This window comes from Paractinoplanes durhamensis, assembly GCF_016862175.1.
In the GTDB taxonomy this organism is placed as follows: Bacteria; Actinomycetota; Actinomycetes; order Mycobacteriales; family Micromonosporaceae; genus Actinoplanes; species Actinoplanes durhamensis.
This window is the reverse complement of the sequence record NZ_BOML01000036.1, coordinates 176,877-193,976: the sequence shown is the minus strand read 5'-3', so window position 1 is coordinate 193,976 and position 17,100 is coordinate 176,877. Positions and strand designations below refer to the sequence as shown.

At 72.0% G+C, this 17,100-nt stretch carries 15 protein-coding genes; 7 read left to right on the top strand and 8 right to left on the bottom strand.

From position 1 onward, the window contains the following. Positions 1-109 precede the first annotated feature (109 nt). Positions 110-1,903: a glycosyltransferase family 4 protein gene (locus tag Adu01nite_RS22935; protein ID WP_203729029.1), complete on the bottom strand. Its 1,794-nt coding sequence runs from the start codon at positions 1,901-1,903 to the stop codon at positions 110-112. A gap of 100 nt (positions 1,904-2,003) precedes the next feature. On the opposite strand from Adu01nite_RS22935, the gene Adu01nite_RS22930 reads away from it, so the two are divergent. Further along, positions 2,004-2,393: a DUF6841 family protein gene (locus tag Adu01nite_RS22930; RefSeq protein WP_203729027.1), complete on the top strand. Its 390-nt coding sequence runs from the start codon at positions 2,004-2,006 to the stop codon at positions 2,391-2,393. Between the two features lie 31 nt (positions 2,394-2,424). Further along, complete coding sequence (pulA, locus tag Adu01nite_RS22925; protein WP_203729025.1) at positions 2,425-5,682, top strand: pullulanase-type alpha-1,6-glucosidase; 3,258 nt, start codon at positions 2,425-2,427, stop codon at positions 5,680-5,682. On the opposite strand, the gene Adu01nite_RS22920 is transcribed toward pulA, so the two are convergent. Continuing rightward, positions 5,679-7,178 carry an alkaline phosphatase D family protein gene (locus Adu01nite_RS22920; protein ID WP_307836646.1) on the bottom strand — a complete coding sequence of 500 codons (1,500 nt, stop codon included), beginning with the start codon at positions 7,176-7,178 and terminating at the stop codon, positions 5,679-5,681. The genes pulA and Adu01nite_RS22920 overlap by 4 nt on opposite strands. Before the next feature lie 91 nt (positions 7,179-7,269). Between Adu01nite_RS22920 and Adu01nite_RS22915 the strand changes: the two genes are divergently transcribed. Further along, positions 7,270-7,809 carry a DUF6174 domain-containing protein gene (locus Adu01nite_RS22915; protein ID WP_239132630.1) on the top strand — a complete coding sequence of 180 codons (540 nt, stop codon included), beginning with the start codon at positions 7,270-7,272 and terminating at the stop codon, positions 7,807-7,809. Between the two features lie 7 nt (positions 7,810-7,816). Here the strand turns inward: Adu01nite_RS22915 and Adu01nite_RS22910 are convergent, their stop codons facing one another. Together Adu01nite_RS22910 and Adu01nite_RS22905 are read right to left on the bottom strand one after the other, a co-directional pair. Beyond that, positions 7,817-9,280 (bottom strand): aminopeptidase P family protein, encoded by a 1,464-nt coding sequence (locus tag Adu01nite_RS22910; RefSeq protein WP_203729022.1) that lies wholly within the window; start codon positions 9,278-9,280, stop codon positions 7,817-7,819. Positions 9,281-9,485: 205 nt separating this feature from the next. Beyond that, on the bottom strand, positions 9,486-10,019 hold the full coding sequence (locus Adu01nite_RS22905; RefSeq protein WP_203729021.1) for a superoxide dismutase family protein: 534 nt from the start codon (positions 10,017-10,019) through the stop codon (positions 9,486-9,488). A 109-nt stretch (positions 10,020-10,128) separates the two neighbouring features. Between Adu01nite_RS22905 and Adu01nite_RS22900 the strand changes: the two genes are divergently transcribed. Further along, positions 10,129-11,067 (top strand): carbohydrate kinase family protein, encoded by a 939-nt coding sequence (locus Adu01nite_RS22900; RefSeq protein ID WP_203729019.1) that lies wholly within the window; start codon positions 10,129-10,131, stop codon positions 11,065-11,067. On the opposite strand, the gene Adu01nite_RS22895 is transcribed toward Adu01nite_RS22900, so the two are convergent. The 4 genes from Adu01nite_RS22895 to Adu01nite_RS22880 are packed head-to-tail and all read right to left on the bottom strand — an operon-like array spanning position 11,064 to position 13,579. Further along, positions 11,064-11,459 (bottom strand): thioesterase family protein, encoded by a 396-nt coding sequence (locus Adu01nite_RS22895; RefSeq protein WP_203729017.1) that lies wholly within the window; start codon positions 11,457-11,459, stop codon positions 11,064-11,066. The genes Adu01nite_RS22900 and Adu01nite_RS22895 overlap by 4 nt on opposite strands. Before the next feature lie 9 nt (positions 11,460-11,468). Continuing rightward, positions 11,469-12,860: a PH domain-containing protein gene (locus tag Adu01nite_RS22890; RefSeq protein ID WP_203729015.1), complete on the bottom strand. Its 1,392-nt coding sequence runs from the start codon at positions 12,858-12,860 to the stop codon at positions 11,469-11,471. Beyond that, positions 12,857-13,363 (bottom strand): PH domain-containing protein, encoded by a 507-nt coding sequence (locus tag Adu01nite_RS22885; RefSeq protein ID WP_203729013.1) that lies wholly within the window; start codon positions 13,361-13,363, stop codon positions 12,857-12,859. Before Adu01nite_RS22885 ends, Adu01nite_RS22890 begins: the two co-directional genes overlap by 4 nt. A 9-nt stretch (positions 13,364-13,372) precedes the next feature. After that, the gene (locus tag Adu01nite_RS22880; protein WP_203729005.1) at positions 13,373-13,579 is read right to left on the bottom strand and encodes a hypothetical protein; all 207 of its coding nucleotides are present in this window, start codon (positions 13,577-13,579) and stop codon (positions 13,373-13,375) included. A 393-nt stretch (positions 13,580-13,972) separates the two neighbouring features. On the opposite strand from Adu01nite_RS22880, the gene Adu01nite_RS22875 reads away from it, so the two are divergent. From Adu01nite_RS22875 to Adu01nite_RS22865, 3 genes are read left to right on the top strand one after another with little or no spacing between them, the layout of a single operon-like run. Further along, positions 13,973-15,106: an AAA family ATPase gene (locus tag Adu01nite_RS22875; RefSeq protein WP_203729003.1), complete on the top strand. Its 1,134-nt coding sequence runs from the start codon at positions 13,973-13,975 to the stop codon at positions 15,104-15,106. Then, positions 15,088-16,080 carry a DUF58 domain-containing protein gene (locus Adu01nite_RS22870; RefSeq protein WP_203729001.1) on the top strand — a complete coding sequence of 331 codons (993 nt, stop codon included), beginning with the start codon at positions 15,088-15,090 and terminating at the stop codon, positions 16,078-16,080. Before Adu01nite_RS22875 ends, Adu01nite_RS22870 begins: the two co-directional genes overlap by 19 nt. Continuing rightward, on the top strand, positions 16,077-17,027 hold the full coding sequence (locus tag Adu01nite_RS22865; protein ID WP_203729000.1) for a VWA domain-containing protein: 951 nt from the start codon (positions 16,077-16,079) through the stop codon (positions 17,025-17,027). Before Adu01nite_RS22870 ends, Adu01nite_RS22865 begins: the two co-directional genes overlap by 4 nt. The last annotated feature ends 73 nt before the right edge of the window (positions 17,028-17,100 follow it).

The following is a 17,100-nucleotide window of genomic DNA, read 5'->3' as shown; positions in this document are numbered from 1 at the left end:
CAAAGTCTTTCGCACCGATACGGGCGCTCCCGGAGTTAGGTAAACCTAACTCTCGGTTCACGTTTCCCGTAAACCGTACGTCCGTCTTGTAAGCCCGCGCAAGGCGGGGTCAGGATGTCGCGCGGATCGTGAAGTCGTTACTCTCCGTATAGCCAGGTTGCAGCTTTACCCCACCCACGGTGGCGGCCGGCAGCACGAACGCGACCCGCTTGTCGACGATGTCGTCACGGAATCTTCCCAGGGTCACGGGGGTCGCGGCGGCGGCATGGCGGAGTCGGAGGGTCCAGGTGCCGGCGGGCAGGGCGGGGACCGAGGCCCGGAAGGCGGGACCGTCGGTCGTCACCGTCAGCTCACGGGACTCCGTCCCGTCGTGTGCCTCCAGGGCCGGCGAGTCGAACATCGCGCCGAAGAGCCGGCCGGTCAGGTGAATGCCGTCCGTGTCGGCGTCGACGTCGCCGACCTCGGCGTAGACCGGCTGATCCCAGATGCGCACCGCCATCGTGCCGTCGGCATTGCGGAACGGCAGCCGGATCCGTGACCCGATCGGGCCGTCGACCAGGTCACGGGTGTCGCGCAGGCCGGCCAGCACCGGCTTGCCCTCGGCGTCCTCGATGCGGTTGACGCCCTCCTTGTCGGGGCTGATGGTGAAGCCGTCCGGCAGTGGGTCGATGCCGTTCCAGTCGAGCATCGGCTGGGCGACCGAGGTGGCCGGGCCGAGCACGGTGATCGGCGGGTAGCGGCGCCACGATCGGCGCTTGCCGCCCGAAAGCTCCTGAAAAAGGTGTTCGTACTGCTCGGCGATCGGCGCCGGGTCGTATCGGGCCGCATTGGCCAGCGCGGCGGTGGCCATCGACCGCCGCAGCTCCTCGTCGTTGATCAGCCGGAGCAGGGCGTCGCCCATCGCGTCCGCGTCGCCGACCGGGGTGAGCAGGCCGTCCACGCCGTGCTTCAGGATCTCGCCGGGCCCGTGCGGCGCGTCCGTGCTGACCACCGGCACGCCGCAGCGCATCGCCTCGACCAGGGTCATGCCGAACGGCTCGCGATCGGCGGAGACCGCGGCGATCGCGCCCTTCGCCCACTCCGGCTCGATCGGCGAGAACTGGCCCATCATCCGCACGTGGTTGTGCAGCCCGAGCTCCAGCACCAGCGCGCGCAGCTTCGGCGTCTCCTTGCCGTCGCCGTAGATCCGCAGCTGCCAGTCCGGGCGCTCGGCGATGACCTTGGCGAAGGCGCGGATCAGCACGTCGTACCGCTTGCTGGGGACCAGGCGGCCGGCCGCCACCACGAGCTTCGCTCGCCCGTGCGACGGGGGCACGGTGGGTGCCGGAATGCCGTTCGGGATGAAGAGCAGGCGGGTACGCCGTAGGCGCAGGTGCTCGCGGTAGTCCTCGGCGTCGCGGGCGGACACCGTGACGAACGCGTCGAGCTTGCGCAGGTATTTCGGCATCAGGTCGCGCAGGGCCTTGCGGTGCTGGCCGCGGACCAGGTGCTCCTGGCCGATGCGCACCATGTGCCGGGGCGCGAACTTCGCGGCGTACGCGATCAGGCCGGGCCGGGTCGCGATCACCACGTCGGCGTCGGAGCCCCGCAGGTAGTCCCGGTAGCGGTGCTCCACGTACCGGTCGTAGTCCATCGACTTGAAGTCGGACTTCGGGTAGACCCGGGCCGGTTTGCCCCGGCCGGGTGCGTCGCGCACGTGGTCCGGGTGGCCCGGGCGGATCTCGGCCAGCGACATCAGCCGGATCGCCGGGTCGACCGGCATCTGCGGCACGTCCCGCCGGCGTACGGTGCTGAGCACCTCGATGTCGTGCCCGCGCGCGGCAAGCGCGGCGCCCAGATTGAACGTCGTCTTGATCGTTCCTCCGATGCCGAAGGCATCGTTGATGAGGAAAAGCACCTTCATGCTGATTCGCGGGCCCTTCCGTGGCCGGTCAAGTCCGCCACGTTAGCCAATGAGGGCACCTCGCGTTTACCCCTGTGTTGGAAAGGGCACACGCGAATCTGTGAAGACTCCGATCGATCTGGCCGACCTGACGGACTTCTTCGACCACTACGGCGCTGCGTTGACCACCGGCGATGTCGCCGGGGTGGCCGGCTGCTACGCCCTGCCGGGCATGGTGGTGGCCGACTCCTACAGCTTCACGTTCACCTCGCCGGCCGCGGTCGCGCTCTCCTTCCTGGGGGCCGCGCCGACCTACCGCGAGCAGCAGGTGGTGGCCGCCCACGCGCAGCTGCTCGACGTGCAGCAGCTGTCGCCGGCGCTGACCATGGTGGCGGTGGCCTGGGAGTATCTGGACAGCGGCGGCAACGCGCTCTCCGGCGGACATTTCCACTACCTGCTGCGGATGGACGCGAACGGGCCTCGGATCACCACGGTGATCTCGACGCACTGAAAACGTCGTATCCCGGTGCGAGGATGATCCGGTGACGACGATCGAGATCGCGCCCACCGCGCCACCCTCCGCCCGCAGCCGCCCGCAGTGGCTGGTCGTGCACTACACCCGCCCCGACGGGGAGTACGGCGCCTGGTGGCTGCACGCGTGGGGCGATCTCGCACCGGGGCAGGACGCGGGTTATCCGGGTGGCTCCCCTTTTGCCGGTGAGGACGCCTACGGCCGGTTCGCCTGGGTGCGGCTGGCCGACGACGCCCACCACGTCGGCTTCGTGCTGGTCGACCACGCCGGCGCCAAGGACGTCCCGGAGGACCGGCACATCGACCCGGCGGTCACCCCGGAGATCTGGCTGCGCCCGGGCGACCCGGGCATCTACACCGAGCCACCGACCCCGGTGCCCGCCGCCGACGGTGACGACGTGGTGATCCACTACCGCCGGCCGGGCGGCGACTACGCCGGCTGGGGCCTGCACGCCTGGGAGGGCACCCCGAAGAAGCCGGTCTGGGACCGCCCGATCCACCCGGCCACCTACGACGCGTTCGGGGCGGTCTTCCGGGTGCCGGTCCGGCCCGACGCGGCCGGCCTGCGCTTCGTGCTGCACCGCGGCGACACCAAGGACCTGCCCGACGACCAGCGGCTCGACCTCACCGTCAGCCGCGAGGTGTGGATGCTGGCCGGCACCGCCGCGCCGGTCCGCCCCGATCTGGGCACCCTCGGCCCCGAGCTCGACCCGGCCCGCCAGCTGGCCGTCTTCCTCGACCGCACCACGATCGCGCTGCCCGAGAGTTTTGCCGCGCGGGCCGCCACGTTCACCCTCGTCGCGTCGGCCGGCGGCACCGCCCGGCGCGGCGGCGACGAGCTGACCGGCGAGTTCACCACGCTGCCGCTCACCCCGCGGCCCGGCGGGCTGTTCCAGGCGCAGAGCCGGCGCTTCCCGCATCTGCGCGCCTACCGGGCGTTCTCGGTGCGCGAGCTGGGCGACGCCGCCCTCGGCTACCTTCTGCGCGGCCAGGTCCTGGCGGTCGGCCGGGACGCCGAGGGCACGGTCACCGCGATCACCGGCGTGCAGCTGCCCGGCGTCCTCGACGACCTCTACGCCGACGCCGCCGACGCCGAGCTGGGCGTGGTGATGACCGACGACCGGCCGCAGCTGTCGGTGTGGGCGCCCACCGCCCGCACGGTCGAGCTGGAGCTGTTCCGGGCGCCCGGCGAGGAGGCCAAGGTGCTGCCGATGGACCGGGACGCCCTCACCGGCGTCTGGTCGATCGCCGGCAAGCGCAAATGGCTGGGCCGCTACTACCGGTTTCGGGTCGAGGTGTGGCACCCGGCCGCCCAGCGGATCGTCACCACCAGCGTCACCGACCCCTACTCGGTCGGCCTGGCCGCCGACTCGACCCACAGCCTGCTGGTCGACCTGGCCGACCCCGAGCTGATCCCGCCCGGCTGGGATGCGCTCGGCAAGCCGCCCGCCGTCCCGCCCGCCCGGATGCAGATCGCCGAGGTCTCCATCCGCGAGTTCTCGATCTTCGACCACTCGCTGCCCGCCGCCGAGCGGGGGACCTACGCGGCGTTCACCCGCTCCGGGTCGGTCAGCATGCGGCACCTGCGGTCGCTCGCCGACGCCGGCCTCACCCACCTGCACCTGCTGCCCGCGTTCGACTTCGCGACCGTGCCCGACCGCCGCGCCGACCAGCTGCTGCCCGCCTGCGACCTGGCGTCCTTCCCGCCCGACTCGGCGGAGCAGCAGAACGCGGTGATGGCGGTCGCCGAGCGGGACGGCTTCAACTGGGGCTACGACCCGTGGCACTACACCGCCCCCGAGGGCAGTTTCAGCACCGACCCGTCCGGGCCGGCCCGGATCCTCGAGTTCCGCAAGATGGTGGCCGCACTCAACGACGCCGGTCTGCGGGTCGTCATGGACGTGGTCTACAACCACGCCATGGAGGACGGGCTGCACCGGCTCAGCGTCCTCGACCGGGTGGTGCCGGGCTATTACCACCGGCAGCTGGCCGACGGCAGCACCGCCGACTCCACCTGCTGCCCCAACACCGCGACCGAGCACCTGATGATGGGCCGGCTCGTGGTCGACTCGATCGTCACCTGGGCCCGGGAGTACAAGGTCGACGGCTTCCGCTTCGACCTGATGGGCCACCACCCGCGGGCCAACATCCTCGAGGTCCGGGTCGCGCTCGACCACCTGCCGGACGGACCGGACATCTACCTGTACGGCGAGGGCTGGAACTTCGGCGAGGTGGCGTACGACGCCCGCTTCGCCCAGGCCACCCAGGTCAACATGGCCGGCACCGGCATCGGCACGTTCAACGATCGGCTGCGCGACGCGGTCCGCGGCGGCGGCTCGTTCGGCGACCCGACCGAGCGCGGGTTCGCCAGCGGCCTCGGCGCGCACACCCCGCTGCCCGTGCACGACCGGCTCAAGGTGGGCCTGTCCGGCGCCCTGTCGACCTACCGGTTCGTCACCCACACCGGCGCCGAGCAGAGCGGCGCCCAGATCGACTACAACGGCTCACCCAGCGGTTACGCGCTGACCCCGGCCGAGACGATCAACTATGTGGACGCCCACGACAACGAGATCCTCTACGACGCGCTCGCCTTCAAGCTGCCGCTCGACACCGCCCCGGTCGACCGCGCCCGGCTGCAGATCCTCGCCCTGTCGATGGTCGTCCTGAGCCAGGGCATCGGCTTCATGGCGCTGGGCAGCGAGCGCCTGCGGTCCAAGTCGCTCGACCGCAACTCGTTCGACTCGGGCGACTGGTTCAACCAGATCCGCTGGAACCCGGCCCACGGCAACGGCTTCGGCATCGGCCTGCCGCCGGCCCGCGACAACGAGGACAAGTGGCACTTCGCCCGCCCGCTGCTGGCCGAGCCGTCGCTGGTCCCGTCGCCGGAGCTGATCGCGATGACCGCCGAGCGCTACCGCGAGCTGCTGCGCATCCGCCGCTCGTCGCCGGTCTTCGGGCTGCCGACCGCCGAGGAGGTGCAGCGCCGCCTGGAGTTCCCGCTGGGCGGCCCGGGCGAGTCCCCGGGCGTGATCGTCATGTGCCTCGACGGCACCGGCCTCGACCCGCGCTGGCGCTCGGTCGTGACCGTCTTCAACGCCACCGAGCACCCCACCACCCAGGCGGTGCCGATGCTGGCCGGCGTCGACCTGAAACCGCACCCCGACCAGGTCGCCTCGGCCGACCCGCTGCTGCGCACGGCCACCGCCGGCGCCGATGGCGTGCTGACCGTCCCGGCCCGGTCGGTGGCGGTGTTCGTCGCCGATCTCTAAAGGCGCTGCACTCCGGGCCGGCCGTCGAGGATCGCGAAGGACGCGACGGTCCGGACGGCCGCGCCCGGCGTGCTGACCGCGTCCACCCCGCGGAAGTCGGCCCGGACCGCCGCCGGCGTGATCGTCGTGCGCACGTAGCCGCGCCGGTCCGAGTAGAACTTCAGGTGCGGGTTGACGTCGGCGGTCGGCACCGCGGTCGCCGCCGACCCGTCCCCGCGCGAGGTGATCGACGTGCAGACCAGCTCGGTGCCGACGGTCGGCGAGCGCGGATCGTCGTAGTCGGCCTTGAGGTCGTTGGCCCACGCGGTGTGGATGTCCCCGGTCAGCACCAGCGGGTTGCGCACCCGGCGATCGACCCAGCCGCGCTGCAGGCGGTCCCGGCTGGCCCGGTAGCCGTCCCACGCGTCCATGTTGCCGGAGCCGAACGCGTTGCGCTGATCGGCGAAGAACACCTGCTGGCCGAGCACGTCCCAGGTGCCCCGGTGCTGGGCGAGACCGTCGAGCAGCCAGGCCTCCTGGGCGGCGCCGGGCAGGCTGCGGGCGGGCAGATCCGCGTCGGCGCAGACCTTCCACCGGCCGCCGCACGCCTGCGGGTCGCGGAACTGGCGGGTGTCGAGCATGTGGAAGGTGGCCAGCCGGCCCCACGGCACCCGCCGGTACAGCCGCATGGCGGTGCCGGCCGGCGTCGAGCGGGGCCGCAGCGGCAGGTGCTCGTAGTAGGCGCGGTAGGCCGCGGCGCGCCGGGCGGTCCACTGCGCGGCGGTCAGCGGCGGGAAGTCGTCGAGCCGGTGCGGCCCGGCCCAGTCGTCCTCGACGTCGTGGTCGTCCGGCACCGCCAGCCACGGCGCGCTGGCGTGCGCGGCCTGCAGGTCCGGATCGGTCTTGTACTGCCCGTACCGGCGGCGGTAGGCGGCCAGGTCGAGGATCTCCGGGCCGAGGTGCTGCCGCACGTGCCCGGGCTTGCCGGCGCCCTCGTAGAGGTAGTCGCCCAGGTGCAGGATCAGGCCCGGCATTTCCTCGGCCATCCGCCGGTAGGCGGTGAAATAGCCGGCCTCGAAGTTCGCGCACGAGGCGAACAGCATCGTCAGGTCCCGGCCGGCCGCCTGGGGCAGGGGAGCGGTGCGGGTGCGGCCGACCGGCGAGATGTGCCCCTGCGCGCGGAAGCGGTAGTAGTACTCGGCGTCCGGGGCGAGGCCGCCCGCGATCACGTGCACCGCGTGCGCGCTGTCGTGGCGGGCGACGGCGGTGCCGGACGACACGAGAGCGGCGAAGGTGGCGGTGGCGGACACCTGCCAATCGACGGTGACGTCGCCGGGCGGCATCCCGCCGTGCCCGTCCTCATCCAGCGGCGCCGGCGCCAGCCGGGTCCACAGGACCACGGTGTTCGGCGCCGGCTCCCCGGAGGCGACGCCGAGCGAGAACGGGTACGCCGCGAAGCCGGACCGGGGTGCGACCACCGCGCCGATCCCGCCGAGAACAAAGGTCCGCCTGTGCACCCCGCTACGATATCCGGACATACGTGCATTTCTGCCCGAAATCGCGGCCGACAGGCAATCGCAAGCTTGGCTGCGCTACATTGCGCCGCACGTGGAAAAACTCGCGGTGGAGGCAGTGGTGCGGCTCGGTGTGATCGTCGGCGGATTGGCCCTGATGGCGCTCGTCGGCGGGTGCTCGTCGCACGCCGAGACCCCGACGTGGAACGGCGCCTCGGCGTCCGCCTCGCCGGCCCCGAAGCCGGTCTCGGCCGACAAGGCGCCGGTGTTCGCGGAGCCCTTCCAGTACAGCTACACGCTGACCCGCGGCTGCGACGCGAAGGCCCCGCTCGGGCGGTACAACGTGGTCGTGAAATCCGGCGATGTGGAGTCGGCGAAGCGGCTCGGATCCTCCACGGTGGCGTCCCCGAGCGCGAACGTTGACCTGGGCCCGGCGGCCGGCCAGGACGGCGAGGAGATCGACGTCCCGACACTGGCCGAGCTGATGACGATGGCCCGGACGGCGATCGACGACGGCGCCGCGGTGAAGTCCACCTACGACGCCGTCAACGGCCACCCGATCTCGGTCGTCATCAAGGCCGACGACAGCAAGGAATGCTTCGCCGTCTCCGACTACGACGTGTGGAATTCCTGAAAGAGGGTCACTCCGGCAGGCGTGGCCCGGCTTCGCGCTGTGCGGCCATCCACGCCTCCACGTCGGCCGACGAGCGCGGCAGCCCGGCGGACAGGTTCCGGTAGCCGTCGGCGGTGACGAGCACGTCGTCCTCGATGCGCACGCCGACGCCGCGCAGCTCGGCCGGCACCAGCTCGTCCTCCGGCTGGAAGTAGAGGCCCGGCTCGACGGTCAGCACGTAGCCCTCGGCCAGATTTCCGTCCCGGTAGTTCTCGTTGCGGGCATTCGAGCAGTCGTGCACGTCGATGCCGAGCATGTGGCCGAAGCCGTGCAGCGTCCACCGGCGGTAGACGGTGCTCTTCTCGTCCATCGCCTCGTCGACGCTCACCGGCAGCAGGCCCAGGTCGTGCAGGCCCTCGGCGAGCACCCGCATGCAGGTGCGGTGGATGTGCCGGTATTCCACGCCGGGGCGGATCGCGTCCATCCCGGCCTGCTGGGACTGGTGCACGATGTCGTAGACCTGCCGCTGCAGCGGCGTGAAGACGCCGTTGACCGGGACCGTCCGGGTGACGTCGGCGGTGTAGAAGTTGTGGCCCTCGACGCCCATGTCCATCAGGAGCAGGTCGCCGGGCGTGGTGACGCCGGTGTTGCGCACCCAGTGCAGGATCGTCGCGTGCGCGCCGGCGCCCACGATCGACCCGTAGCCGACGTCGTTGCCGTCGTGCCGCGCCCGCAGGCCGAACACGCCCTCGAGCAGGCGCTCCTTGACCGCCCGGTCGGCCGGCAGGACGCGCGCGACATCCTCGAACCCGCGCACGGTCGCGTCGATCGCGTCCTGCAGCTGGGTGATCTCCCACTCGTCCTTGACCAGCTTCAGCTCGGACAGGGTCCAGGCGAGCTCGCGGTCGCGCGGCTTCTCCTTGTCCGGCTCGTAGGCCAGGATCGCCCGGTCGACGTTCGCGTCGAAGCCGCGCAGCACCCGGGTGCGCCCCGGAGCGGAGCCGGCCAGCACCGAACCGAGCGCCCCGAGCGGCGCGGTCTGCAGGCCGAGCTCGGTGGACTTCTCGCTGAGGGTGTGCGTGCGCCCGACCCACAGCTCGCCGTTGCGGCTGCGGAAGAACGCGTCGGTGTCCTTGGAGTTGCGCTGGTGCGTGAAGAGCACGGCCTCGTGCCCGCTGCCGGTCGGGTGCAGCACCAGGACGCTGTCCGGATCGCGGTCGCCGGTCAGGTAGAAGAAGTCACTACCGGGACGAAAGGGGTATTCCGTGTCATTGCTCCGGACCTTCTCATTGCCGCTGGGAATGATCAGGGTCTCGCCGGGGAACGCCGACGACAGGTCGGCCCGGCGCTTCTCGTAGTTGGGCACCTCGGCCCGCGGCGCGACGGTCAGCTCCTCATCCCGCCACCCCTTGCGCATGAACTGCAGAAACGCCTCCGGAAAATCCGGGTCATGCGACTCGGTCTTGGGCGCCGCCGCGCTCTTCTCGGCCATCGTGCCTCCCGTTATTCGATCCGCCCCCGACGTTACCGCCTACCCCCGACAACAAGGAGACCGCGTCTACGTCAAGATCAAAAGCTGCGGAGAGTACGCCCCACAACGCCCCGACCGCACTGTCGCGAACCCCGCCTCCGGCGGCTGCCGCACGCGACCGGCCGCGGCGAGCGGCCGTAGCGCACGCTGCGGCGGAGTGGGTGGGTCAGGCCGGCAGGGTCAGGCAGGCCAGTCGGGGGCCGGCCGTGCCGGCCTGGCCGGGCGCGGTGTGGGTGTGCTCGGCGTGCAGGACCACCGAGCGCGGCGGCTCGGTCGCGCGGAAGCTCCAGCCGTGGCTGGCCGAGGACGTGGCGGCCCCGGTGGCGTCGGCGGTGAAGTCCAGCCAGATCTCGTTGCGCGGGTTGGCGTAGACCGGGTTCGACGAGGGGGAGACCGGGTCCGGGTGGTTCTGGTAGTGCGGGCCGGCCTCGGCCGGGACCGCGGTGCACGGCGCGGTGTGCAGGTGCGCGCCGTACATCCGGCCGCCGACCAGCCCGGTGACGACCAGCCGTACCGAAGTCTCGTATCCGGTCTTGATGATCGAGAGCTGAGCCGTCGCGCCGGCCGGAACCGCCGCCGGGTCGTAGGTGACCGCCGTGGCGCCGGCGGTGAACGGCTGGAACGTCCCGCTCGCGACGACCGGGCCGGCGCCGGTGATCATGGTGAGCGGAAGGGCGAGAGCGAGAGCGTGGGTCAACATGGCCAAATAATGCCAAATACGCACTTATCGCTCTTCGACCAGGGCAGAAAACTGGCGCGGAACGGATCGGGGCGTAAGGCTGAGATCCGGCGCGGCGAGAGGGGTCGGCATGGGTTACGCGGTGGTGCTCGGGGAGGCTCTGGTCGATCTGCTGGAGTCCGATCTGAGCGGCGAATTGATCTACCGGCAGGCCATCGGCGGTGGGCCGCTGAACGTCTCGGTCGGCGCCACCCGCCTCGGCGGCGACGTGCGCTACGTCGGGTCGCTCAGCAACGACATCCTCGGCGACCGGCTGTCCGCGTTCCTGCGCACGGCCGGCGTGAACATCCACGGCGTCAAGCGGGTGCCGGTCCCGACCACGCTCGCGGTGACGACGTTCGAGGGGGCCGAGCCGACCTTCACGTTCTACGGCGAGCCCCCGTCGTACGCGCTGCTCGAACCGGGCGACCTGAACACCGCCGAGATCGCCGCGGCCGACGTGCTCTACACCGGCTCGATCTGCCTGCTGCGGGAGCCGTTCCGGAACGCGGCCCGGGCCGCCTGGCAGGTCCCGGGGCCGCTGCGGGTCTTCGACCCGAACATCCGCCCGACCCTGCTGCCGGACGCCGCCGCCCTGGACACCGTCCGCACCATGGTCGAGGAGTTCTTCGCCACCGCCGACCTGGTCAAGCTGAGCTCCGCCGACGCGGCCGTGCTCTACGACGGTGCCGAGCCGCCGGCCGCGGCCGAGCACATCCGCAAGCTCGGCGCCAAGGCGGTCGTGGTCACCTGGGGGGCCAGGGGCGCGTTCGTGGCGGCCGAGGACGGCACCGCCATGCTGACCGCGCCGAAGGTCGACGCGGTCGACGCCACCGGCGCCGGCGACTCGGTGATGGGCGCCCTGATCAGCCGGCTGCTGTCCACCGGCTTCCCGCCCGGCCTGGCGGGCTGGCAGAGCAACGTGCGCTTCGCCCTGGCGGTGGCCGGCCTGGTGTGCGAGCGCCAGGGCGGCGCGACCGCGATGCCGACCAACGAGGACCTGACCGCCCGGTGGGGAGCCCTGGTCTAGGACTCGCCCTGGGCGCGGGCGATGAAGCGCTGCCGGTCGAGCATCATCCGCTCGACCCGGACCTCGGCGATCAGGTCCTCGCCGTCGCGCAGGACGACCTCGAAGGTGAGCCGGCGCCCGTCCACTTTGGTGAGCGTGGCCAGGGCGGTGACCAGCCGGCCGACCGGGGTGGGCGCCCGGTGTTCCACCTCGGCCCGGACCCCGACCGTGGTGATCCCGCCCGGCATCTGCCGGGCGGTGGCGGCCACCGTGGCGGCCTCGGCCAGCGCGAGAACCCGCGGCGTGCCGAGCACCGGCACGTCACCGGACCCGTGCGACTGGGCCGTGTCGGCGTCGGTGACGGTCAACTCCACCCGGGCGCTGAGACCGGGGGCGAACTCCGGAAGCTCCATGCGCTGAGCTTACGGCCGCACCGGCGGCTGCCAGAACGTCGGCGACGCGGGGGGAGCGGTCACGATCGGCCCGCGGGCGATCCGGGCGCGGACGGCGAGCTGCTCGGCGAGCGCCCACGCCTCGGCCAGATCCCGGTCGCGGGCCTGGCCGGAGCGGCCGCCGGCGGTGTCCGCGTACACCGTGGCCAGCCCCAGCCACCGCTGCAGCGGTCCCTGCATGACCCGGACGCTCTGCAGCCGGGCGTACGGCACCAGGCTCACCTCCCGGGTGACCAGCCCCCACCTGGTCACGAACACCTCGGGGGTCAGCCCGGCGCCGAAGTAGCGCAGCGCGAACGGGTGCAGCCAGCGGGCCCGGGCCGGCGGCGGCGAGGTGGCGAGCATCGCGAGGTCCACCCCGGGCAGGACCTCCCACACCAGACCCCGGGCGGTGGTGAAGTCGCCGACCGGGAGCAGCCGGTCGGACCGTTTGCTGTCCCGGCCGGGCTCGCCCGCATACCCGGCGATGTCCAGCCGCAGGTGCAGCCACTTCTGCCCGCGCCACAGCAGCGGCCAGGTGACCCCGACCGACTGCACCCGCTTGAGCGGCACGATCTGGCTGCGCGTCTCGAGCAGCCCGTAGCGCACCACCAGCCGCCCGCCCTGGTCCCGAGCGAGCCGGAAATCCCAGTCCTGCAGAACCCGCCGCACCGGCTGCAGCAGCACACCGGCCATCGCGGTGAACGTGCTGGCGATGCCGATGAAGGTCCACTGCGCCTCGAGCACGAACTGCATGACCACGAACGCGATGCCGACCGGCAGGAAGATCGCCTGCGGGGTGAGCAGCTGGCTGACCACCAGGTCCCGGTTGGCGACCCGGAGCAGCGGGCGTTCGAGGGTGGTCGCGGCGGTTGCCGCGGCCTGCGGTCCGGCGTCCGCCTGCGCTTCCCCCGCGGGTGTACGCCCGGCGAGCGCGAGCAGGCGTTCGCGCAGGGCGGCCGCGTCCCGGACGGTCAGGTAGGCCAGCGGCGCCTCGGTCTTGCCGCCGCCGACCACCTCGAGGCGGAGCTCGGCGAGCCCGGTGAGCTGGGCGAGCAGCGGCCGGCGGAGCTCGACGGCCTGCAGGCGTTCGAGCGGGATGGCCCGGTTGCGGCGCCAGATCAGGCCGTCGGAGATGCGCAGCTCCCGGCCGACCACGTGGTAGCCGGTGGTCAGCCAGCCGACCAGCGAGAAGATCACCACGCCGACCGCGAGCACCAGCACGACCAGCGCGAAGCGCTCCAGACCGACCTGGGAGAGGGTCTGCCAGGAAAGGGCGGCCACCACCACGGCGATGCTCTTGGCGCCGTGCAGGATCGGGCTCAGCGGGTGGAGCCGGCGTCGGGGCTCGTCCGCTGCCTCCTGGGGCGGGGCGGTGCTCACAACCCCTCGGCCCGGTCCTCGCCGAGGGCGGTGAGCCGGTCGCGCAGCCGGGACGCCTCGGCCGGCGGGAGGCCCGGCACCCGGGCGTCGCTGGCCGCGGAGGCGGTGTGCAACTGGACGGTGGCCAGCCCGAACGCGCGTTCGAGCGGGCCGGCGGTGACGTCCACGAACTGCATCCGGGCGTACGGGACGATGGACAGCCGCCGGATCAGCAGGCCGTGCCGGACGAGCAGGTCCTGGTCGCGCTCGGCGTAGCCCCAGGCGTGCACGGCCCGGACGGTGACGATGGACCGCCAGACGCCGTAGACGACGACGGCCGCCATGCCGGCACCCCACGTCCAGTGCGGGGCGAAGAACCAGCCGATGCCGAGGCCGGCGAGGAGCACGACGACCCAGACGACGCGGGTGATCAGTTCCACTGTGATCAGCTTGGGCGACACCGGGCGCCAGTCGACGGTGTCGGGCCAGGGGGTCAGTGCGTCGGGCGCGGACGGCTCGGTCACCCCGCAAGCCTAGGAGATCGCACCGAAGGGCGTCACTTCGCGCAGGAATCCGCGAAGCGACAGGAACTCACCGAGCGACTCCCGGTGCTGCTCACAGGCCAGCCAGGTCTTCCGGTAATCGGCCGTATGCAGCTTCGGATTGTTCCACCGCAAAGCCCACGAAGCAGCCGCACGACATCCCTTGGCGGAACACTGGGGCTTCAATTCCTCGACCACCCGGCAAGCGTAGGCGCCCACCCGGGCCCACCCCGGCACCGTGGGGTGTCCGGGGCTCGGCCCCGGAGCAGGAATGGCGAAAGCCCCCGGTCCGCGCTTTTTGCGGACCGGGGGCTCCTAGGCTTGAGCGCCGGGCGACCACGGGGGAAGTCGCCCGGCGACGGATCGAATGTTACACGGTTCTCGTGGATGCGCATCCTCCCGCCTCGGGTGCCCGTTCCGGCGCATCGCGCAGAAAGATCGACACGAGCGGGCCATGGCGGGTGACCGGCCACAGCGCGTATTACGCCTACACCGAGCGCGCTTTCAGGTGGGTCGTGTAAGTCTTGTTCGTCGGCTTGGCGCCGGCAGGGTTAGATAGCAGCTTCAAGCCGCGACCGCTGTGGAGGACCGGTGGCCCAGCCACACATGCCCGATTCCGACCCGAGTTTCAGCGGGCCGAGCTCCAACGGCGCACCCGTACCCGTGCCCCCGTCCCAGGACGCGTCCCAGCTGGAACGCGCCATGTTCGAGGTCAAACGGGTGATCGTCGGCCAGGACCGGATGGTCGAGCGGATGTTCGTCGCGCTGCTCGCGCGCGGCCACTGCCTGCTCGAAGGCGTCCCCGGCGTGGCCAAGACCCTCGCGGTGGAGACCCTCGCCAAGGTCGTGGGCGGCACCTTCTCCCGCGTCCAGTTCACCCCCGACCTGGTCCCGGCCGACATCGTCGGCACCCGGATCTACCGCCAGTCGAACGAGAAGTTCGACGTCGAGCTCGGCCCGGTGTTCGTCAACTTCCTGCTCGCCGACGAGATCAACCGCGCCCCGGCGAAGGTGCAGTCGGCGCTGCTCGAGGTGATGGCCGAGCACCAGGTGTCGATCGGCGGGCAGACCCACGAGGTGCCCGACCCGTTCCTGGTGATGGCGACGCAGAACCCGATCGAGCAGGAGGGCGTCTACCCGCTGCCCGAGGCCCAGCGCGACCGGTTCCTGATGAAGATCCTGGTCGGCTATCCGACCGACGCCGAGGAACGCGAGATCGTCTACCGGATGGGCGTGAGCGCGCCCGAGCCGAAGACGGTCTTCACCCCGGAGGATCTGCTCGGCCTGCAGCGCCGCGCCGACCAGGTGTTCGTGCACAACGCCCTGGTCGACTACACGGTCCGGCTGGTCCTGGCGACCCGCGCCCCGGCCCAGCACGGCATGCCGGACGTGGCGCAGCTGATCCAGTACGGTGCGAGCCCCCGGGCATCGCTGGGCATCGTCCGGGCCACCCGGGCCCTGGCGCTGCTGCGCGGCCGCGACTACGCGCTGCCGCAGGACCTGCAGGACATCGCGCCGGACATCCTGCGGCACCGGCTGGTGCTCAGCTACGACGCGCTGGCCGACGACATCCCGGCCGACCACATCGTCGCCCGGATCATGCAGAGCGTTCCGATGCCGTCGGTGGCATCCCGGCAGGGCACCTCGCCCAACGGTGTCCCGCCCATGGCGGCCCCGGTGGGCGCCGGTCCCCAGGCAGGTGGCGGATGGCCGGCTCAGCTTTAGGGCCGGGCATCGAGGCACCGGCGCTGGAGGGCGCGGCCCGCGCCGAGGCGGTGCTCGGCCGGCTGCAGTTGCTGGTCACCCGCAAGCTCGACGGCCTGTTGCAGGGCGACTACGCCGGTCTGCTGCCCGGCCCGGGCACCGAGGCCGGTGAGTCCCGGGAGTACCGCCCGGGCGACGACGTGCGCCGGATGGACTGGCCGGTCACCGCCCGCACCACCCAGCCGCACGTGCGGCGCACGGTCGCCGACCGCGAGCTGGAGACGTGGATGGCGGTCGACCTGTCGGCCAGCCTCGACTTCGGCACCGCCCAGTGGCTCAAGCGTGACCTGGTGATCGCGGCCGCCGCCGCGATGGCGCACCTGACCGTCCGCGGGGGCAACCGGATCGGCGCGGTGGTGGGCACCGGCAGTGGCGTACTCAAAAAGGGCCGCCGGAAAGCCGCCGAGCCCACCCACCCGCCGGTGGTGCGGCTCCCGGCCCGGCCGGGCCGTAAGGAGGCGCAGGGCCTGCTGCGGACGATCGCCCGCACCGAGGTCCGCCCCGGCCGCGCCGACCTGGGCGAGCTGATCGATCTGCTCAACCGGCCACCGCGCCGCCGTGGCGTCGCCGTGGTCATCAGTGACTTCATGGCGCCGGTGGACGGCTGGTCGCGCCCGGTCCGCAAGCTCGGGGTGCGGCACGACGTGCTGGCCATCGAGGTGGTCGACCCGCGCGAGCTGGAGCTGCCCGACGTGGGCGTGCTCGCTCTCACCGACCCGGAGACCGGCGAGCTGCACGAGGTGCAGACCTCCGACGCCACACTGCGCGAGCGCTACGCGGAGGCGGCGGCCGAGCAGCGCGGCGAGATCGCCCGTGCGCTGCGCGCGGCCGGCGCCGCCCATCTGCGCCTGCGCACCGATACCGACTGGTTGCTGGACATGGTCCGTTTCGTGGCCGCCCAGCGACACGCACGCACCCGGGGGACCACCCGATGATCCGTTTTCTGGAGCCCTGGTGGCTGCTGGCCGTGCTGCCCGTCCTCGCCATGGCCGGCGTGTACGTGTGGCGGCAGTTCCGGCGCCGCACCTACGCGATGCGCTTCACGAACGTCGACCTGCTGCGCACCCTCGCCCCCAAGGGGCTGGGCTGGCGGCGGCACGTGTCGGCGGTGGCGTTCCTGCTGAGCCTGTTCCTGCTGGGGGCGGCGCTGGCCCGCCCGTCGGTCGACAAGCAGGAGCCGCTCGAACGGGCCACCGTCATGCTGGCGATCGACGTGTCGCTGTCGATGGACGCCGACGACGTGGCCCCGAACCGCCTGGAGGCCGCGCAGGAGGCGGCCAAGGCGTTCGTGAACGAGCTGCCGGTCACCTACAACCTGGGCCTGGTGTCGTTCGCGAAGGCGGCGAACGTGCTGGTGTCGCCGACCAAGGACCGCTCCGAGGTGATCGCCGGCATCGACGGGCTGACCCTGGCCGAGGCGACCGCGACCGGGGAGGCGGTGTTCACCTCGCTCGACGCGATCCGTACCGTGCCGTCGGACGGCGCCAACGGTGCCCCGCCGGCCCGGATCGTCCTGCTCTCCGACGGCTACCGCACGTCGGGCCGGTCGACCGAGGACGCGGCGACGGCGGCCGAGGCGGCGAACGTGCCGGTGTCGACGATCGCGTTCGGCACCGACACCGGTGTGGTCAACATCCAGGGCGAGAACAAGCTGGTCCCGGTGGACCGGCAGTCCCTGCAGCAGCTGGCCGAGTCGACCGAGGGCTACTACTACGAGGCGGCCTCGCTCGGCGAGCTGAAGAAGGTCTACGAGGACATGGGCAGCTCGATCGGCCACCGGGTCGAGTCGCGCGAGGTCACCCAGTGGTACGCGGGGGTGGCCCTGCTGTTCGGCCTGGTGGCGGCCGCGTTGAGTCTGTTGTGGACGTCACGGTTGCCGTGACCTGAGGGCTTTACGGGTTGCTGTGCACGAGCACGAACAGCACGACGACCCAGGCGGCGGCGAGGGTGAAGCT